Here is a 13581-nt window from a genome sequence, read left to right on the forward strand (position 1 = left end):
AACTCAAGGCCCATCTCCGCCGGATCGGTGCCAGGACCATCGATGACCTCTGGAAAACCGTCGGATCCATCTGCGACCTGTACGACCCCCACGAGTGCCGCAACTACTTCGCCGCTGCCGGATATGCATCCGATTAAACGCTCGGTGCTCTAGCTAACCGCCTCTCAACTGAAGCAAACTGATGATCCCCCGGTTTGGCGGACACACTGGGCGCTGCCCATCGAGAGAATAAATCCGTCGAAGGATGCGGCGTACAGCTCCTCTCCACCGCATAACCCATCGCTCCGATAGTCTATTCTCTTCCATGGCGACATGGACGTCGCCCTCAGCGCTAATGTTTTGGGCGAAGCGAAGCGCGACGCAATCATATCGTCGATCTGAAGCTGAAGCATGGATGAGAGGACACAGACTAATCCCGTCGAAGGGATGCACAGCATCAAACAGGCTGGGGTATACACAATTGGAATGGTGAAACCCGTCTAAGTGGTCACCGCCGCTCCGCGAGACTGCGAAACGTAATCGACCATCGCGGCCGTTCCACTGGAGCGATGCTATGCTCCCATTCATGCCGAGCAGGTCCGCTCATGTGATAGCCGCCCCGCGGTTCGAGCGGCAACGACGCGCGGTCGAAGCCGCCGGCGCGCCGACGCCGGAAGCGCATCGTTGCCGGTTCGCAGAGGGAGATGCCGAGGACATGGCCGTAGATGGGCCGGTCGCGATGCCAGCCGATCCCGGCGCCTGGGTCGTAGCGGATGAGCAGCGCCTGAATCAGCGCCTCGGGCGCGAGCCCGGCGAAATTGGCGGCCCTGTCGCGAATGGGGACAAGCCAGTCCGGCATCGGTGGCGCCTCCTTCGGGCGCCCGACCTCGAAGTCGTAACTCCATCCGAAGGACGCCGTCAGGCGCTTACCCGTCCAACCCTGAAAGCGGAACGGCTCGAGGTTGGTCGCGTCGATACGGTCAATCAGCATGCGCTCCTCGTCCGCGGCGATCAGGTTCGCCCGCGTGGCGAGCCCCGGCAGGAGCGGCGCGTCAAAGAGGTCAAGCATCACGCCGCCGCCTCCGCGAAGATCGGCAATTCGGTCGGTGCCGCTGCCCCGGCCTCGACAAAGTTCGATACCGTTACGCCGACCAGTCGTATCCCCTTCTGGGTCGGCAGAACCGACCGGATCAGGTCGAGCGCCGCGCGGCGCAGGCCTTCGCGATTGGTGACCGCCACGGGCTGGCTGCGGCGTCGGGTGATCTGATGGAAATCGGCGTACTTGACCTTGACCGTTACGGTCCGGCCGAACACCTGCCGTGCCTCGCACCAGTCCCAGACGTCATCGGCCATGCGAAGCACGCCCGCCTCGATCTCCCCCGGTTCGGTCAGGTCGCGGTTGAACGTCGTTTCCGACCCCGAGGACTTGCGCACGCGGTTTGGATTGACCGGACGGTCATCTTCCCCGCGCGCGATGGCGTAATACCATTCGGCCGAACTGCCGAAATGCTGCTGCAGGAACGCCAGCGATTTGGCGCGTAGATCAGCCCCGGTCTCGATCCCCAGCCGCTTCATCTTCTCCGCCGTCACCGGTCCGACGCCGTGGAAGCGGCTGACGGGCAGCGCCTCGACCCAGGCGGCGCCCATGTCCGGCGTGACGGCGAACTGGCCGTTGGGCTTGCGGTGATCCGAGGCAAGCTTGGCCAGGAACTTATTGTACGAGATGCCCGCCGATGCGGTCAGGCCGGTCTCCGCAAGAATGTCGGCGCGGATCGCCTTGGCGGTCAGCCATGCGGTTTCCAGGCCGCGCTTGTTCGCGGTGACGTCGAGATAGGCCTCGTCGAGCGACAAGGGCTGGATCAGGTCGGTATAGCGCGCGAACACGTCATGGATTTGGCGCGAGACGCCGCGGTACACTTCGAAGCGGGGCGGCACGAAGATCAGGTCGGGACAGCGGCGCAGCGCGGTGACCGAGGGCAAAGCGGAGCGAACGCCGAACGTGCGCGCCTCGTAGCTGGCCGCCGCCACCACGCCTCGCGCGGCGGCATGGCCGACCGCAACCGGCTTGCCGCGCAGCGACGGATCGTCACGCTGCTCCACCGACGCGAAGAAGGCGTCCATGTCGACGTGAATGATCTTACGCACCGCCATGCGCACCTTTTAACGCATGCAGAACAGGATGTGAACATATTATGCAAAAACGTCGGAAACCCGTCGCTTATCTCACATGCCCATCTCTTGGCATACATCCGAGCGCGACGCCGTTCGAGCGATGCTGCGAACGTCGCCGACGCATCAGCCGGATGATCACCGCCGTGCGAAGAGGTCCATATTCGCATCGCCCCAAGCCTTCAGCGCCGCGATGATCGGCGACAGGGATCGGCCGCGATCGGACAGGCTGTATTCGACGCGCGGCGGCACCTGGGCGAAGACCTCGCGCTCGATCAGGCCATCGGCTTCCAACTCGCGCAGCTGGTTGGTCAGCATGCGCGGCGTCACGTCCCCGGCACGGCGGCGCAATTCGTTGAAGCGCGTGCGTCCGTCCTGCAGATGGTAGAGGATCACCGCCTTCCACTTGCCGTCGATCAGGCTCACCGCCGCCTCGACGGCGCAGCCCGGGGTACAATCGAGGCGGGAATGACGGGCTTTCGCCATCGGTGCGGTATCCTTTTCGACACTATGAGCGTTTTTTGTGCCTACGACACAGGCTGACACCGTCCCTATCTCGCGTGCGTCAGCAAAAGGAGCAAGACCCATGCGCGCCATAGCCTATCGCCAGCCCGGCCCGATTGACCGGGACGAAGCCCTTGTCGAGGTCGAAATGCCACGACCCGTTCCGACCGGGCGCGACATTCTGGTCGCGGTCCGGGCGATCTCCGTGAACCCGGTCGATGCGAAGGTTCGCACCGGCGCCGCGCCATTCGACGGGCGTGACGAGCGCGTCCTCGGCTGGGATGCGGCGGGCGTGGTCGAGGCGGTCGGCCCGGAGGCTCGCCGCTTCAAGGTGGGTGACGAGGTCTTCTATGCGGGCGACCTGATGCGCGACGGCAGCAATGCGGAATATCAGCTGGTAGACGAGCGGATCGTGGGCCATCGCCCCCGCAGCATCGGCTTCGCGGAGGCGGCGGCGTTGCCGCTGACGGCGATCACGGCCTGGGAAACCCTGTTCGACCGGTTGAAGGTCGACGACCAGCCGGCCGGCGGTGCCCGCGCCGTCCTGATCATCGGCGGCGCGGGCGGCGTCGGTTCCGCGGCGATCCAGATCGCGCGGGACCGCACCGACCTGACCGTGATCGCCACCGCCTCGCGCGCCGAGACGCAAGGCTGGGTGCGTGACCTAGGCGCGCATCATGTCATCGATCATTCCCGGCCGATGGCACCGCAGATCGCCGCGCTGGAGATCGGCGCGCCCGCCTTCGTCTTCTCGACCACCCATACCGATCGCCATCTGACGGATATCGCCGAGCTGATCGCGCCGCAGGGGCGCTTCGCGCTGATCGACGATCCCGCCAGCCTCGACATCGTCGCCTTCAAGCGCAAGGCGGTGTCGGTCCATTGGGAATTGATGTTCACCCGGTCGCTCTTCGACACACCGGACGTCGGCGAGCAGGGTCGACTGTTGGACGCGGTGGCTGAACTGGTGGACGAAGGGCGCATTCGCACCACGGCCACCGACACGCTCTCCCCGATCAATGCCGCCAATCTGATCGAGGCGCACCGCCGGATCGAGAGCGCCACCACGCGGGGCAAGATCGTCCTGGAAGGCTGGGACAGCCCGCAGGCGTAAGCTCGACACGGGTTCCTACGAAATGCGCGCGCGGGCGGGTCAGGCGAATGCCAACTCGCCCGCGACGATCGCCATGGCATGGTCGACGAAGTGCGCCTTCTCGCCGACCGGCGCGACATAACGAAGTGCCTCGCGCGCCAGTTCGGGCTCGCCTCCGCGGGCGATCAGCCATGCGGCGAGATAGGGCGCGGCAAGACAACCGCCCGCCGTCGCGACATTGCCATGAGCGGCGAACGGTGCGTCGATGACCGTTACACCGGCCTCCACCACCCATGGCTTGGTGGTGAGGTCGGTGCACGCGGGCAAATCACCGATCAGGCCGAGCCTGGCCAGCAGCAGCGTTCCTGAACATTGCGCCGCGATCAACTGCCGCGTCGGATCGAGGCGAAGCCGGGCCAGCATCGCCGGATCGGCGGCAATGTCGCGCGTTCGAACCCCACTGCCGATCAGCACCGCATCCGCCTCCTCGAGGAATGCGAGCGGCCGTTGGCGATGGACGGTGACGCCGTTCAACGACGTTACCGTTTCGGTCGGGGCGGTAATATGCGCAGCCCAGCCATGCGGGCGCAGCCGGTTGATGATCGCGGCGGCGACGAACGAATCCAGTTCGTTAAAGCCGTCGAAGGTCAGGACCGCGACCTGCATCACCCTTGCGTCCGCCCGGAGAACAAAGTCCGCGTCGCTCCGGCGACCCAGACCTGCCCGGTATCGTCCTGCGAGACATGGATACGCCCGCTCCGCCCGAGGCGCGTGCCCTGCGCGGCGACATAGCTGCCGCTTGCCCGACCGCTGGCGAACAGCCACTGGCCGACCGAGGCGTTGAGGCTGCCGGTCACCGGGTCCTCGATCAGCCCGCCATGCGCGTCGGTGAAGAGCGCGCGCAGTTCGAACGCGACCTCGCTGCCGGGCGCATGTGGTCCGACGATGCCGATGTCGATATGCTCGGGGTGGTGCCGCGCCGGTTCTACCGCCAGCACGGCCTCCGCCGACTCCAGCATGACCGCGATCCAGCCGGGGCCATTGTCCGCCCAGGCAGCATCGACGATTGCCGCACGGTCGATCCGCAACAGCTCGGCGACCTGTGCGATCTCGGCTTCGGTCGGCGCGCCCCCGCGCAGCAATGGCGGGGCGGCAAAGGCAAGCTGGTCGCCACCGCGCCGGATCGTCACCAGCCCCACGCCGCATTCTTGCACGATCACGCCGTCCTGCTTCGGCTGCCCGCCCGCTTCGAGCCAAGCGTGGGCGCTCCCCAAGGTCGGGTGGCCGGCGAAGGGCAGTTCATGCGCCATGGTGAAGATGCGCACGCGATAATCGGCCGATGGATCGGTCGGTGGCAGCAGGAAGGTCGTCTCCGAAAAATTCAGCCAGCTCGCGATCGCCTGCATCTCGTCCGTCGTCAGGCCATCGGCATCGGCGATGACGGCCAGCGGATTGCCGGTCAGCGGATCGGTGCCGAATACGTCGACGAGGCGAAAGGGGCGGGTCACGGTTATCTCCTGTTGATGTTGGCTCGTCCTATCGCGCGAAGACTGGCGCCGACAGATACACATCGGTACGATCATGCCGAACTGTATGGGTGAAAATGGCAGTACGATGGCGAGCGCCCCTGACGAAACCCGCACCGGCATGGTGGTCCGGGCAATCCGTGACCGGATCGACGCCCGCGCGCTGACGCCGGGCGCACGGCTGCCGTCGATCCGCGCGATGGCCGAGACGAGCGGCGTCGCGCGCTCGACGGTGGTCGAGGCCTATGATCGCCTCGCCGCCGAGGGCGTCATTCGCTCGCGACCGGGATCAGGGTTCTATGTCGCGGCGCCTTTGGCCCCGCTGACGCTGGATCGGCTGGCCAGCACGAAGGAGCGCGAGGTCGATCCACTCTGGATGCTGCGCCAGTCGCTGGGCGAGCGGCGCCATGAATTGATGCCGGGATGCGGCTGGCTGCCCGATGACTGGCTGGCGGGCGACGCGCTCCGCAAGGCGATGCGCGGGGCGGCGCGATCCGAAGAGAACGGCACCCTGGCGGGTTATGCATCCCCCTTGGGCTCGCCTCCGCTCAGGGCGTTGTTGGCGAGGCGGATGGCGGATCAGGGGATCGAAGCCGGCTCCGACCAAATCCTGCTGACCGACAGCGGTACCCACGCCCTTGATCTGGTGTGTCGCTTCCTGCTTCAGCCGGGCGATACCGTGCTGGTCGACGATCCGTGCTACTTCAACTTCCTGGCGCTTCTGCGGGCACACCGCACCAAGGTGGTCGGCGTGCCGATGACATCGACGGGGCCGGACGTCGCCGCCTTCGCCGAGGCCGCCGCGACGCATCGGCCGCGCTTCTATCTGACCAACTCGGGCGTCCATAACCCGACCGGCGCGACGCTCGCCGCCGCCGCTGCGCACCGGTTGCTCAAGATCGCCGAGGCGCATGACGTGGTCGTCGTCGAGGACGACATCTTCGCCGACTTCGAGCACACGCCGTCGCCACGGCTGGCGGCCTTCGACGGGCTCGACCGGACGATCCGCATCGGCAGCTTCTCCAAGTCGCTGTCAGCGGCGGTGCGCTGTGGCCATATCGCGGCGCGACCCGACTGGATCGAAGGGCTGGCCGACCTGCGCATTGCGACCTCGATGGCGGGCAGTCCGCTCGCCGCCAACCTGCTGCACGCGGTGCTGACCGACGGCAGCTATCGGCGTCACGTCGACGGCGTTCGTACCCGGCTGGCCCGAGCGACGGCCCGTGTGGTGAAACGCCTTAGGGCCTTTGGTATCGAGCCATGGACCGATCCGGCGGCGGGCATCTTCCTGTGGGCGCGATTGCCGGATGGGGTCGATGCAGTCGACCTCGCGCGCAGGGCGATCGACGCAGGTATCGTCCTGGCGCCGGGCCCGGTGTTCAGCACCAATGGAGGCTGGCGGGATCACATGCGCTTCAACGTCGCCATGAGCGACGATGATCGGCTGTACACCTTTCTGGAAAAGACCGTGTCGTGCCCGCTACTCGAACCGGCTGGCTAAGCGCTCGACCAGGAAGTCGACGAACACCCGCACCCGTGCAGGGGTGGCGGAGCCGCCGACGAAGACGGCGTGGATCAGTTCGACGTCGCCTGGATTGTATTCCTCCAGCAATGGCACGAGCCGCCCGTCCGCGATCTCGGCCGCGACGCTGAAGCGGCCGACCCGGGTGATGCCAACCCCGGCAGCGGCGAGATGCCCCAGCGTCTCGCCATTGTTGGCGACGATGCCGCCGTCCACGGACAATGCGAAATCCTTCCCGTCGCGGCGGAACGGCCAGATCGGCTCGGCGCGGCGAAAGTTGAAGTTGAGGCAGTTGTGGGCGTGCAAATCCTCCGGGACCTTAGGCGTGCCCGCCCGCGCCAGATAGTCGGGCGACGCCACGATGACCCGCCGCGCCTCGGACAATTTGCGGGCGGTGAGTCCGCTGTCGGCAAGCGGACCGAAGCGGATCGCGACATCGGCCTGTCCGCCAGCGATGTCGACCAGCGTGTCGGTCAGCGCGATATCGATCAGGATGTGCGGATAAGCGCGCGCGAAGTCGCCGAGCAGCGGCACGACGCATAACCGGCCATGGGCCAGCGCTGCGCTGATCCGCAGCCGTCCGCGTGGCGCGCCTTGGTCGGCGATCTGCTGTTCGGCATCGTCGAGATCGGCGAGGATGCGCCGGGCGGCGAGCAGATAGGCTTGCCCCTCGGCGGTCAGCGTTAACGCGCGGGTGGAGCGGAGCAGCAGCCGGACGCCCAACCGCGCCTCGATCCGGTCGATCGCGCGCGCCACGGCTGATGGCGTCAGCCCGAGCGTGCGACCGGCCGCCGAGAAGCTGCCTTCCTCCACCACGCTCGCGAACAAGGCGAGCGACCGGGCGCGATCGTCATTGCCAGCTACCTTTGCGTCCAAGGCATAGATCCTTTGCACCCGCAGGCGGTTCCGCCGCGCTGCTTCACCGTCCATCTATGCGCCTGAAAATGACATTCGCAAAGGAGGTGTCATGGAATATCGGCAATTGGGATCGTCCGGCCTTCGCGTTCCGGCCCTGTCGTTCGGCGCGGGGACCTTTGGCGGCAAGGGACCGCTGTTCAGCGCCTGGGGCAAAAGCGACGCCCGCGAGGCGCGACGGCTGGTCGACATCTGTCTCGACGTAGGGGTGACCCTGTTCGACACCGCCGACGTCTATTCGGATGGCGCGTCGGAACAGGTGCTGGGCGAGGCGATCAAGGGGCGGCGCGACGCCGTCCTCATCTCGACCAAGACCGGCCTCCCGATGGGTGACGGTCCGCAGGACTGGGGCGCGTCGCGGGCGCGGCTGATCGGCGCGGTCGAGGCGGCGTTGCGGCGGCTCGGCACCGACCGGATCGACCTGCTCCAGTTTCACGCCTTCGACGCCTCGACGCCGACCGAGGAGGTGATGGGCACGCTCGACCGGCTGATCGCGGACGGCAAGGTGCGTTATGCCGGCGTCTCCAACTACCCCGGCTGGCAGATCATGAAGGCGCAAGCGCTGGCCGATCGTCATGGCTGGCCGCGCCTCGTCGCGCATCAGGTCTATTACTCGCTGATCGGCCGCGCCTATGAATGGGACCTGATGCCGCTGGCGGCGGACCAGGGTGTCGGCGCGCTGGTCTGGAGCCCGCTCGGCTGGGGCCGGCTGACCGGCAAGATCGGGCGCGGACGGCCGATCCCGGCGGGCAGTCGCCTGCACGAAACCGCCCAGTTCGCGCCGCCGGTCGGGGACGAGCATCTCTACCGCGTCGTCGATGCGCTGGAGGCGGTGGCGGCCGAGACGGGCAAGACCGTGCCTCAGGTCGCGATCAACTGGCTGCTGCGGCGACCAACCGTGTCGTCGGTCATCATCGGCGCACGCGACGAGGCGCAGTTGCGCGACAATCTGGGCGCGGTCGGCTGGGCGCTGACGCCCGAGCAGGTGTCGTTGCTCGACGCCGCAAGTGACGTGCTGCCGCCCTATCCGCACACCCCCTATCGGCAGCAGGAGGGTTTCGCACGCCTCTCGCCACCGATGGTTTGAGGAGAAGATCATGAAGTTCAACCTCGGATTGCTCGCGCTGGCGGTCGGTGCCTTCGGCATCGGCGTGACCGAGTTCGCGCCGATGGGTATGTTGCCGGTGATCGCGGGCGACCTGCATGTGTCGATCCCCGCCGCCGGATTGTTGGTCAGCGCCTATGCGATGGGCGTGCTGATCGGCGCACCGCTGATGACGCTCACCACCGGACGGATCGGCCGGCGGACGCTGTTGATCGCGCTGATGGGCATCTTCACGCTCGGAAACGCGCTGTCGGCGGTGGCGGGCGGCTATTGGATGCTGATGGCGGCGCGGGTCGTCACCTCGTTCAACCATGGCGCGTTCTTCGGCGTCGGATCGGTGGTCGCCGCCAGCCTCGTGCCGCCGGACAAGCGCGCCGGCGCGGTGGCGGCGATGTTCACCGGGCTGACCGTCGCCACGATCGGCGGTGTGCCGGCGGCGACCTGGGTCAGCGAGGCGGTTGGCTGGCGCACCGCCTTTGCCGGAATCGCGGGCGTCGGCGCGATCGCGATGCTGTCGCTGCGCCTCGCACTGCCGCCGCTGCCGGCTGCTGAGGGCGGCGACATGCGCGCCGAACTGCGCGTGTTGACGAGCGGACCGGTGGTGATGGCGCTGGCGCTGACCACGATCGGCTTTGGCGGCGTCTTCACCGTGTTCACTTATATCGTGCCGATCCTGCGGGATGTGACGCATGGCTCGACCGCCTATGTCACCGCGATGCTGATGCTGTTCGGCGTCGGCGCGACGATCGGCAACGGCGTCGGCGGGCGGCTGGCCGACAGTTCGGTCGACCGGGCGCTCTTGACCATGCTGGCGATCATGGCGCTGACGCTGCTCGCCTTCACGGTTCTCATGCAATGGCCGGTGACCGCCGCCATCGCCATCCTGATCTGGGGCATCGCCAGCTTTGCGATCGTCCCGCCCTTGCAGATGCGGGTGATGGATGCAGCCTCCGACGCGCCGAATTTCGCCTCCGCGATGAATATCGGTGCCTTCAACCTTGGCAATGCGATCGGCGCGGCGCTGGGCGGCGGCGTGATCGGGGCTGGGTTCGGACTGCCGGCCGTGCCGCTCGCGGGGGCAATGATGGCGGCGGTGGCGCTGGCGATGCTGCTGGCGTTCCGGCGTCGGCCGAACGCCAAGGCCTGCCCGGCCTGACGGGCGACGACATTAGCCTTGAGTCACAGCCGCTTCCGCATCCGGGTCAACGGCACGACGACACCATCAACGTGGGTATCGGCGCGATCAACCTGCTCGTAACCGCAGGCCGCGTAGAGCGGTACGCCGCCCGCCGTGCCCATCAGTTCGGCCGCTGCGAAGCCTTCCATCCGCGCTGCCTGTTCGCAGCGGTCGAGGATCATCCGGCCGATCCCGCGCCGGACATGGTCCGGGTGGGTGTACATAGCGCGGATACGGGCGGCGTCCTTCGCCGGATCGAGCAGTGCCGGGTCGCGCAATTCGGCGCTATGGTCGCCGCCATAGAGCGTCGCGCGCCGGCTCCATCCGCCGCAGCCGACCGGCACGCGATGGTCCTCGACGACGAAGTAGGTGCCTTCGCGCACCAATTGGGTGTCGAGTCCCATCACCGCCCGGCTGGCGATGACCTGCGCTGGGGTTAGCACCGCGGCCTGGCCGCGATCGATCGACAGCGTCATCTGGTCGCGCAGCGTCCCGAGGTCGGCTTCGGTCGCGAGGCGGATCGTGAGGCTGCCGGTCATGCCGCCAGCTCCAGCCGCCAGGTTTCGCCCTGAAGTGGAATGCCGAACCGCTCGTGCATCGCCGTCTCGATACATGCGAAGCCATGCGCGGCATAGAGGCGCCGCGCGGACTCCAGCACGGTGTGGGTCCACAGCGTCAACGCGTGATAGCCCGTGTCCCGTGCGAAGGTGACGCAAGCGCCGACAAGCGCATCGCCGATGCCCCGGCGGCGGGCGAAGGGCTCGACATGCAGCAGCCGCAGCCGGGCGATGCCGTCGCCCTCGTCGGTCACAAATACTGCGCCCGCCATGACCCCGTCGATTTCGGCGACCCAGCATTGCTCGCGCTTGGGATCGAAGTCGCGCAGGAACGCCGCGGTGACCTCGCTTTCGATCACCTCCAGTTCGCGACCCCAGCCATGGCTTTCGGCATAGAGGAGCGACTGGCGCGCGGCGATCAGCGCGGGCTCGCCGGTACGGAAGGGCCGGATCACGAACGGCCCACCCGAGGCCGGATCCAGCAGCAGCCGCGCCCGCGTCAGGGCTTCGACCAGATCGCGCCGCGCTTGTCCGTCGACCGCCGTGAGCAGATCGCCGACGGCATGGCTCTGGCGATGGTCGAGCGTGCCGAAGGCCTCACGTCCCGCGTCGGTCAGCCGCAGGTCGCGCGCGCGGGCGTCATTGTCGCGACGCACCCGCACGATCCAGCCGCGCTTCTCGAACCGCGCGACCAGGCGGCTAAGATAACCCGCGTCCATGCCCAGCGCGTCCTGCAACACGCTGGCGGTAACCGGCTCGCGCGTGGCGATTTCGAACAGCAAGCGGGCTTCGGGCAGGCTCGCCTCGGTGCCGAGGAACCGTGCATCAAGCGCGCCGATCGTCTGGGTGTAGAAGCGGTTGAACCGGCGGATGGCGGTGACGTCTGCGTCTTCCATGTCCGCCATGCTGGATCAACTTACTTGACTGAGTCAAGTATCAGGGCAGTGCAGGCTCCGGCGCCAGTTGCGCGCGCATCGCTGCCGCATCACGCCCCGGCGGAGCGCCGAACAGGCGGCGATAGTCGCGGCTGAACTGCGACAGGCTTTCGTAACCGATCGCGAAGCCCACCCGCGCGACCTCCTCGGCGGCAACGAGGCGGCGACGCGCTTCCTGCAGGCGGACCTGTTTCTGGAACTGCACCGGCGTCATCGTCGTCACCGCCTTGAAGTGGCGGTGGAAGCCGGGGACGCTCATGCCCGCCAGCGCGGCGAGGTCGGCCACGCGCAGCGTCTCGGCATAATGGTCGCGGATGAACGCCGTCGCGCGGCCGATCCGCGCGGCATGGGTGTCGACCAAACCCATCTGGCGCAGCGCCGGTCCCAGCGTGCCGCCGAGCAGTCGCCAGACGATCTCGCGCCGGATCAGCGGGGCGAGCACAGCCCGGTCGGCCGGATGGTCGAGCAGATCGAGCAGACGCCTGAGAGGATCACGCAACGCCGGGTCATGGTCGCTGGTCGCCAGCGCATTGAAGGCGGCGACCGGGCCCGGCGCGCTCACCTGCTCCGCCATCAGTTCGGCCACGGTTATGGGCTCGATCGCCAGCGACAGCGCCAGATAAGGCGCGTCCGCGCTCGCCAGCACGATGCGTGACGTGACCGGCAGGTCGACCGAGGCGAGCAGGCATTGGCCCTCGCCATAATGATAGGGCGTCGGCCCCAGCATCGACATCTTTGCGCCCTGCACGACGAGGCAGAAGGACGGCCGATAGACCGTGCGGATGATGCCGGTCGGCTCCTCCGCGCGGGTGATGAGCAGGCCAGGGATTGGCGTTTCGCGACCATGGACGAACCAATGGCGCTCGATCAGCCGGGCAAGGTCGGACAACATCGTCATGGCAGAGATCGTAGCTTCACCGCACACCGAAAGCACCCGTCTACGAATGACTTTGATAGGATCGGGCAGGACTTTGATCGGATCGACGTCGCGGCGCCGAGCGTTCGCGGCGTATCTCCGGCTCATCCGTTCCCACAGGAGTATTATCCCATGCGTATGCGCCAGCTCGGCCATAGCGGCCTGTTTGTGTCCGAACTCTGCCTCGGCACCATGACCTTCGGCGGCAGCGAGGGCATCTGGGGCCAGATCGGCCAGCTTCGCCAGGACGAAGCCGATGCGCTGGTCCAGACCGCGCTCGATGCCGGCATCAACTTCATCGACACCGCCAATGTCTATGCCGGCGGCGAGAGCGAGCGTATCCTCGGCCAATCGCTCAAGAACATCGGCGTCGCCCGCGACGATGTCGTGATCGCGACCAAGGTGCTGGGTCCGATGGGCGACGGTCCCAATGCGCGCGGCGCGTCCCGCGGTCATATCCTCAGCCAGTGCAAGCAGAGCCTCCAGCGGCTCGGCCTCGACCATATCGACCTCTACCAGATCCACGGTTTCGATCCCGCCACGCCGATCGAGGAGACGCTGGAGGCGCTCGACACGCTCGTCCGTCATGGTCACGTCCGCTATCTCGGCTTGTCCAACTGGGCGGCGTGGCAGGTGGTGAAGGCGGTCGGCATCGCGGCGGCGCGGCGGCTCGCGCCGATCCTGTCGCTCCAGGCCTATTACACGCTGGTCGGCCGCGACCTGGAACGCGAGATCGTGCCGATGCTGCGGTCCGAGAAGATCGGGCTGATGGTGTGGAGCCCGCTGGCGGGCGGCTATCTGTCGGGCAAGTACGATGGCGAGGGCCAGGCGGCGGACGGGCGGCGCGCGAATTTCGACTTTCCGCCGGTCGACCGGACGCGCGGTTCAGTGGTGATCCCCGAGATGCGCCGCATCGCCGAGGCGAAGGGCTGCACCGTCGCGCAGGTCGCGCTTGCCTGGCTGCTCCACCAGCCGGTGGTGACCAGCGTGATCGTCGGGGCCAAGCGGGTCGATCAGCTCACCGACAATATCGCCGCGACCGAGGTGTCGCTCGACGCGGAAGACCTTGCCGCGCTCGATGCGGTGACCAAGCTGCCAGCGGAATATCCAGGCTGGATGCTGGAGCGTCAGGGCGGCTATCGCGCCTGACCGTCGCAGGTTCGGTGGGATGGTTACTCGACCG

At 67.2% G+C, this 13581-nt stretch carries 14 protein-coding genes and 1 pseudogene; 6 read left to right on the forward strand and 9 right to left on the reverse strand.

The features are described 5' to 3' along the window. A pseudogene (locus ABDV78_RS12010) lies at positions 1–137 on the forward strand (IS630 family transposase); the annotation flags it as partial. A 350-nt stretch (positions 138–487) separates the two neighbouring features. Here the strand turns inward: ABDV78_RS12010 and ABDV78_RS12015 are convergent. The 3 genes from ABDV78_RS12015 to ABDV78_RS12025 all read right to left on the reverse strand — a co-directional run bounded on the left by ABDV78_RS12015 (position 488) and on the right by ABDV78_RS12025 (position 2634). Next, positions 488–1048 carry an alpha-ketoglutarate-dependent dioxygenase AlkB gene (locus ABDV78_RS12015; RefSeq protein WP_343527674.1) on the reverse strand — a complete coding sequence of 187 codons (561 nt, stop codon included), beginning with the start codon at positions 1046–1048 and terminating at the stop codon, positions 488–490. Next, positions 1048–2130 carry a DNA polymerase IV gene (gene dinB, locus ABDV78_RS12020; protein WP_343527610.1) on the reverse strand — a complete coding sequence of 361 codons (1083 nt, stop codon included), beginning with the start codon at positions 2128–2130 and terminating at the stop codon, positions 1048–1050. Before dinB ends, ABDV78_RS12015 begins: the two co-directional genes overlap by 1 nt. Before the next feature lie 156 nt (positions 2131–2286). Further along, positions 2287–2634 carry a helix-turn-helix domain-containing protein gene (locus tag ABDV78_RS12025; protein ID WP_058751874.1) on the reverse strand — a complete coding sequence of 116 codons (348 nt, stop codon included), beginning with the start codon at positions 2632–2634 and terminating at the stop codon, positions 2287–2289. A 100-nt stretch (positions 2635–2734) separates the two neighbouring features. Between ABDV78_RS12025 and ABDV78_RS12030 the strand changes: the two genes are divergently transcribed. Then, the gene (locus ABDV78_RS12030; RefSeq protein WP_343527612.1) at positions 2735–3766 is read left to right on the forward strand and encodes a zinc-binding alcohol dehydrogenase family protein; all 1032 of its coding nucleotides are present in this window, start codon (positions 2735–2737) and stop codon (positions 3764–3766) included. A gap of 39 nt (positions 3767–3805) precedes the next feature. Here the strand turns inward: ABDV78_RS12030 and ABDV78_RS12035 are convergent, their stop codons facing one another. Together ABDV78_RS12035 and ABDV78_RS12040 are read right to left on the reverse strand one after the other, a co-directional pair. Further along, positions 3806–4411: a DJ-1/PfpI family protein gene (locus ABDV78_RS12035; protein ID WP_343527675.1), complete on the reverse strand. Its 606-nt coding sequence runs from the start codon at positions 4409–4411 to the stop codon at positions 3806–3808. Beyond that, on the reverse strand, positions 4411–5253 hold the full coding sequence (locus ABDV78_RS12040; RefSeq protein WP_343527613.1) for a PhzF family phenazine biosynthesis protein: 843 nt from the start codon (positions 5251–5253) through the stop codon (positions 4411–4413). The genes ABDV78_RS12035 and ABDV78_RS12040 overlap by 1 nt, the downstream gene beginning before the upstream one ends. 106 nt (positions 5254–5359) lie before the next feature. On the opposite strand from ABDV78_RS12040, the gene ABDV78_RS12045 reads away from it, so the two are divergent. Next, a complete protein-coding gene (locus ABDV78_RS12045) occupies positions 5360–6772 on the forward strand; it encodes a PLP-dependent aminotransferase family protein (protein ID WP_343527614.1) in 1413 nt (470 codons plus the stop codon). On the opposite strand, the gene ABDV78_RS12050 is transcribed toward ABDV78_RS12045, so the two are convergent. Further along, positions 6752–7669: a LysR family transcriptional regulator gene (locus ABDV78_RS12050; RefSeq protein ID WP_343527615.1), complete on the reverse strand. Its 918-nt coding sequence runs from the start codon at positions 7667–7669 to the stop codon at positions 6752–6754. The two genes, ABDV78_RS12045 and ABDV78_RS12050, sit on opposite strands and share 21 nt — an antisense overlap. 91 nt (positions 7670–7760) lie before the next feature. On the opposite strand from ABDV78_RS12050, the gene ABDV78_RS12055 reads away from it, so the two are divergent. Both ABDV78_RS12055 and ABDV78_RS12060 read left to right on the forward strand, forming a co-directional pair. Further along, the gene (locus ABDV78_RS12055; RefSeq protein WP_343527616.1) at positions 7761–8795 is read left to right on the forward strand and encodes an aldo/keto reductase; all 1035 of its coding nucleotides are present in this window, start codon (positions 7761–7763) and stop codon (positions 8793–8795) included. 10 nt (positions 8796–8805) lie between these two features. Next, on the forward strand, positions 8806–9969 hold the full coding sequence (locus tag ABDV78_RS12060) for an MFS transporter (RefSeq protein ID WP_343527617.1): 1164 nt from the start codon (positions 8806–8808) through the stop codon (positions 9967–9969). Positions 9970–9992: 23 nt separating this feature from the next. Here ABDV78_RS12060 and ABDV78_RS12065 read toward each other — a convergent pair whose 3' ends face one another. The 3 genes from ABDV78_RS12065 to ABDV78_RS12075 are packed head-to-tail and all read right to left on the reverse strand — an operon-like array spanning position 9993 to position 12380. Then, positions 9993–10529 carry a GNAT family N-acetyltransferase gene (locus ABDV78_RS12065; RefSeq protein ID WP_343527618.1) on the reverse strand — a complete coding sequence of 179 codons (537 nt, stop codon included), beginning with the start codon at positions 10527–10529 and terminating at the stop codon, positions 9993–9995. Continuing rightward, a complete protein-coding gene (locus tag ABDV78_RS12070; RefSeq protein WP_343527619.1) occupies positions 10526–11443 on the reverse strand; it encodes a helix-turn-helix domain-containing GNAT family N-acetyltransferase in 918 nt (305 codons plus the stop codon). The genes ABDV78_RS12065 and ABDV78_RS12070 overlap by 4 nt, the downstream gene beginning before the upstream one ends. A gap of 40 nt (positions 11444–11483) precedes the next feature. Next, positions 11484–12380, reverse strand: coding sequence for an AraC family transcriptional regulator (locus tag ABDV78_RS12075; RefSeq protein ID WP_343527620.1), 897 nt, complete (start codon positions 12378–12380; stop codon positions 11484–11486). Positions 12381–12530: 150 nt separating this feature from the next. Between ABDV78_RS12075 and ABDV78_RS12080 the strand changes: the two genes are divergently transcribed. Beyond that, on the forward strand, positions 12531–13547 hold the full coding sequence (locus tag ABDV78_RS12080) for an aldo/keto reductase (RefSeq protein ID WP_343527622.1): 1017 nt from the start codon (positions 12531–12533) through the stop codon (positions 13545–13547). The last annotated feature ends 34 nt before the right edge of the window (positions 13548–13581 follow it).

The organism is Sphingomonas sp. (genome assembly GCF_039594485.1).
Lineage (GTDB): Bacteria > Pseudomonadota > Alphaproteobacteria > Sphingomonadales > Sphingomonadaceae > Sphingomonas.

Excerpts from the sequence above, each read along its gene's own strand:
- ABDV78_RS12015 (WP_343527674.1), bottom strand. The coding sequence starts at position 1,048 with ATGCTTGACCTCTTTGACGCGCCGCTCCTGCCGGGGCTCGCCACGCGG.
- dinB (WP_343527610.1), bottom strand. The coding sequence starts at position 2,130 with ATGGCGGTGCGTAAGATCATTCACGTCGACATGGACGCCTTCTTCGCG.
- ABDV78_RS12025 (WP_058751874.1), bottom strand. The coding sequence starts at position 2,634 with ATGGCGAAAGCCCGTCATTCCCGCCTCGATTGTACCCCGGGCTGCGCC.
- ABDV78_RS12030 (WP_343527612.1), top strand. The coding sequence starts at position 2,735 with ATGCGCGCCATAGCCTATCGCCAGCCCGGCCCGATTGACCGGGACGAA.
- ABDV78_RS12035 (WP_343527675.1), bottom strand. The coding sequence starts at position 4,411 with ATGCAGGTCGCGGTCCTGACCTTCGACGGCTTTAACGAACTGGATTCG.
- ABDV78_RS12045 (WP_343527614.1), top strand. The coding sequence starts at position 5,360 with ATGGCGAGCGCCCCTGACGAAACCCGCACCGGCATGGTGGTCCGGGCA.
- ABDV78_RS12055 (WP_343527616.1), top strand. The coding sequence starts at position 7,761 with ATGGAATATCGGCAATTGGGATCGTCCGGCCTTCGCGTTCCGGCCCTG.
- ABDV78_RS12060 (WP_343527617.1), top strand. The coding sequence starts at position 8,806 with ATGAAGTTCAACCTCGGATTGCTCGCGCTGGCGGTCGGTGCCTTCGGC.
- ABDV78_RS12065 (WP_343527618.1), bottom strand. The coding sequence starts at position 10,529 with ATGACCGGCAGCCTCACGATCCGCCTCGCGACCGAAGCCGACCTCGGG.
- ABDV78_RS12070 (WP_343527619.1), bottom strand. The coding sequence starts at position 11,443 with ATGGAAGACGCAGACGTCACCGCCATCCGCCGGTTCAACCGCTTCTAC.
- ABDV78_RS12075 (WP_343527620.1), bottom strand. The coding sequence starts at position 12,380 with ATGACGATGTTGTCCGACCTTGCCCGGCTGATCGAGCGCCATTGGTTC.
- ABDV78_RS12080 (WP_343527622.1), top strand. The coding sequence starts at position 12,531 with ATGCGTATGCGCCAGCTCGGCCATAGCGGCCTGTTTGTGTCCGAACTC.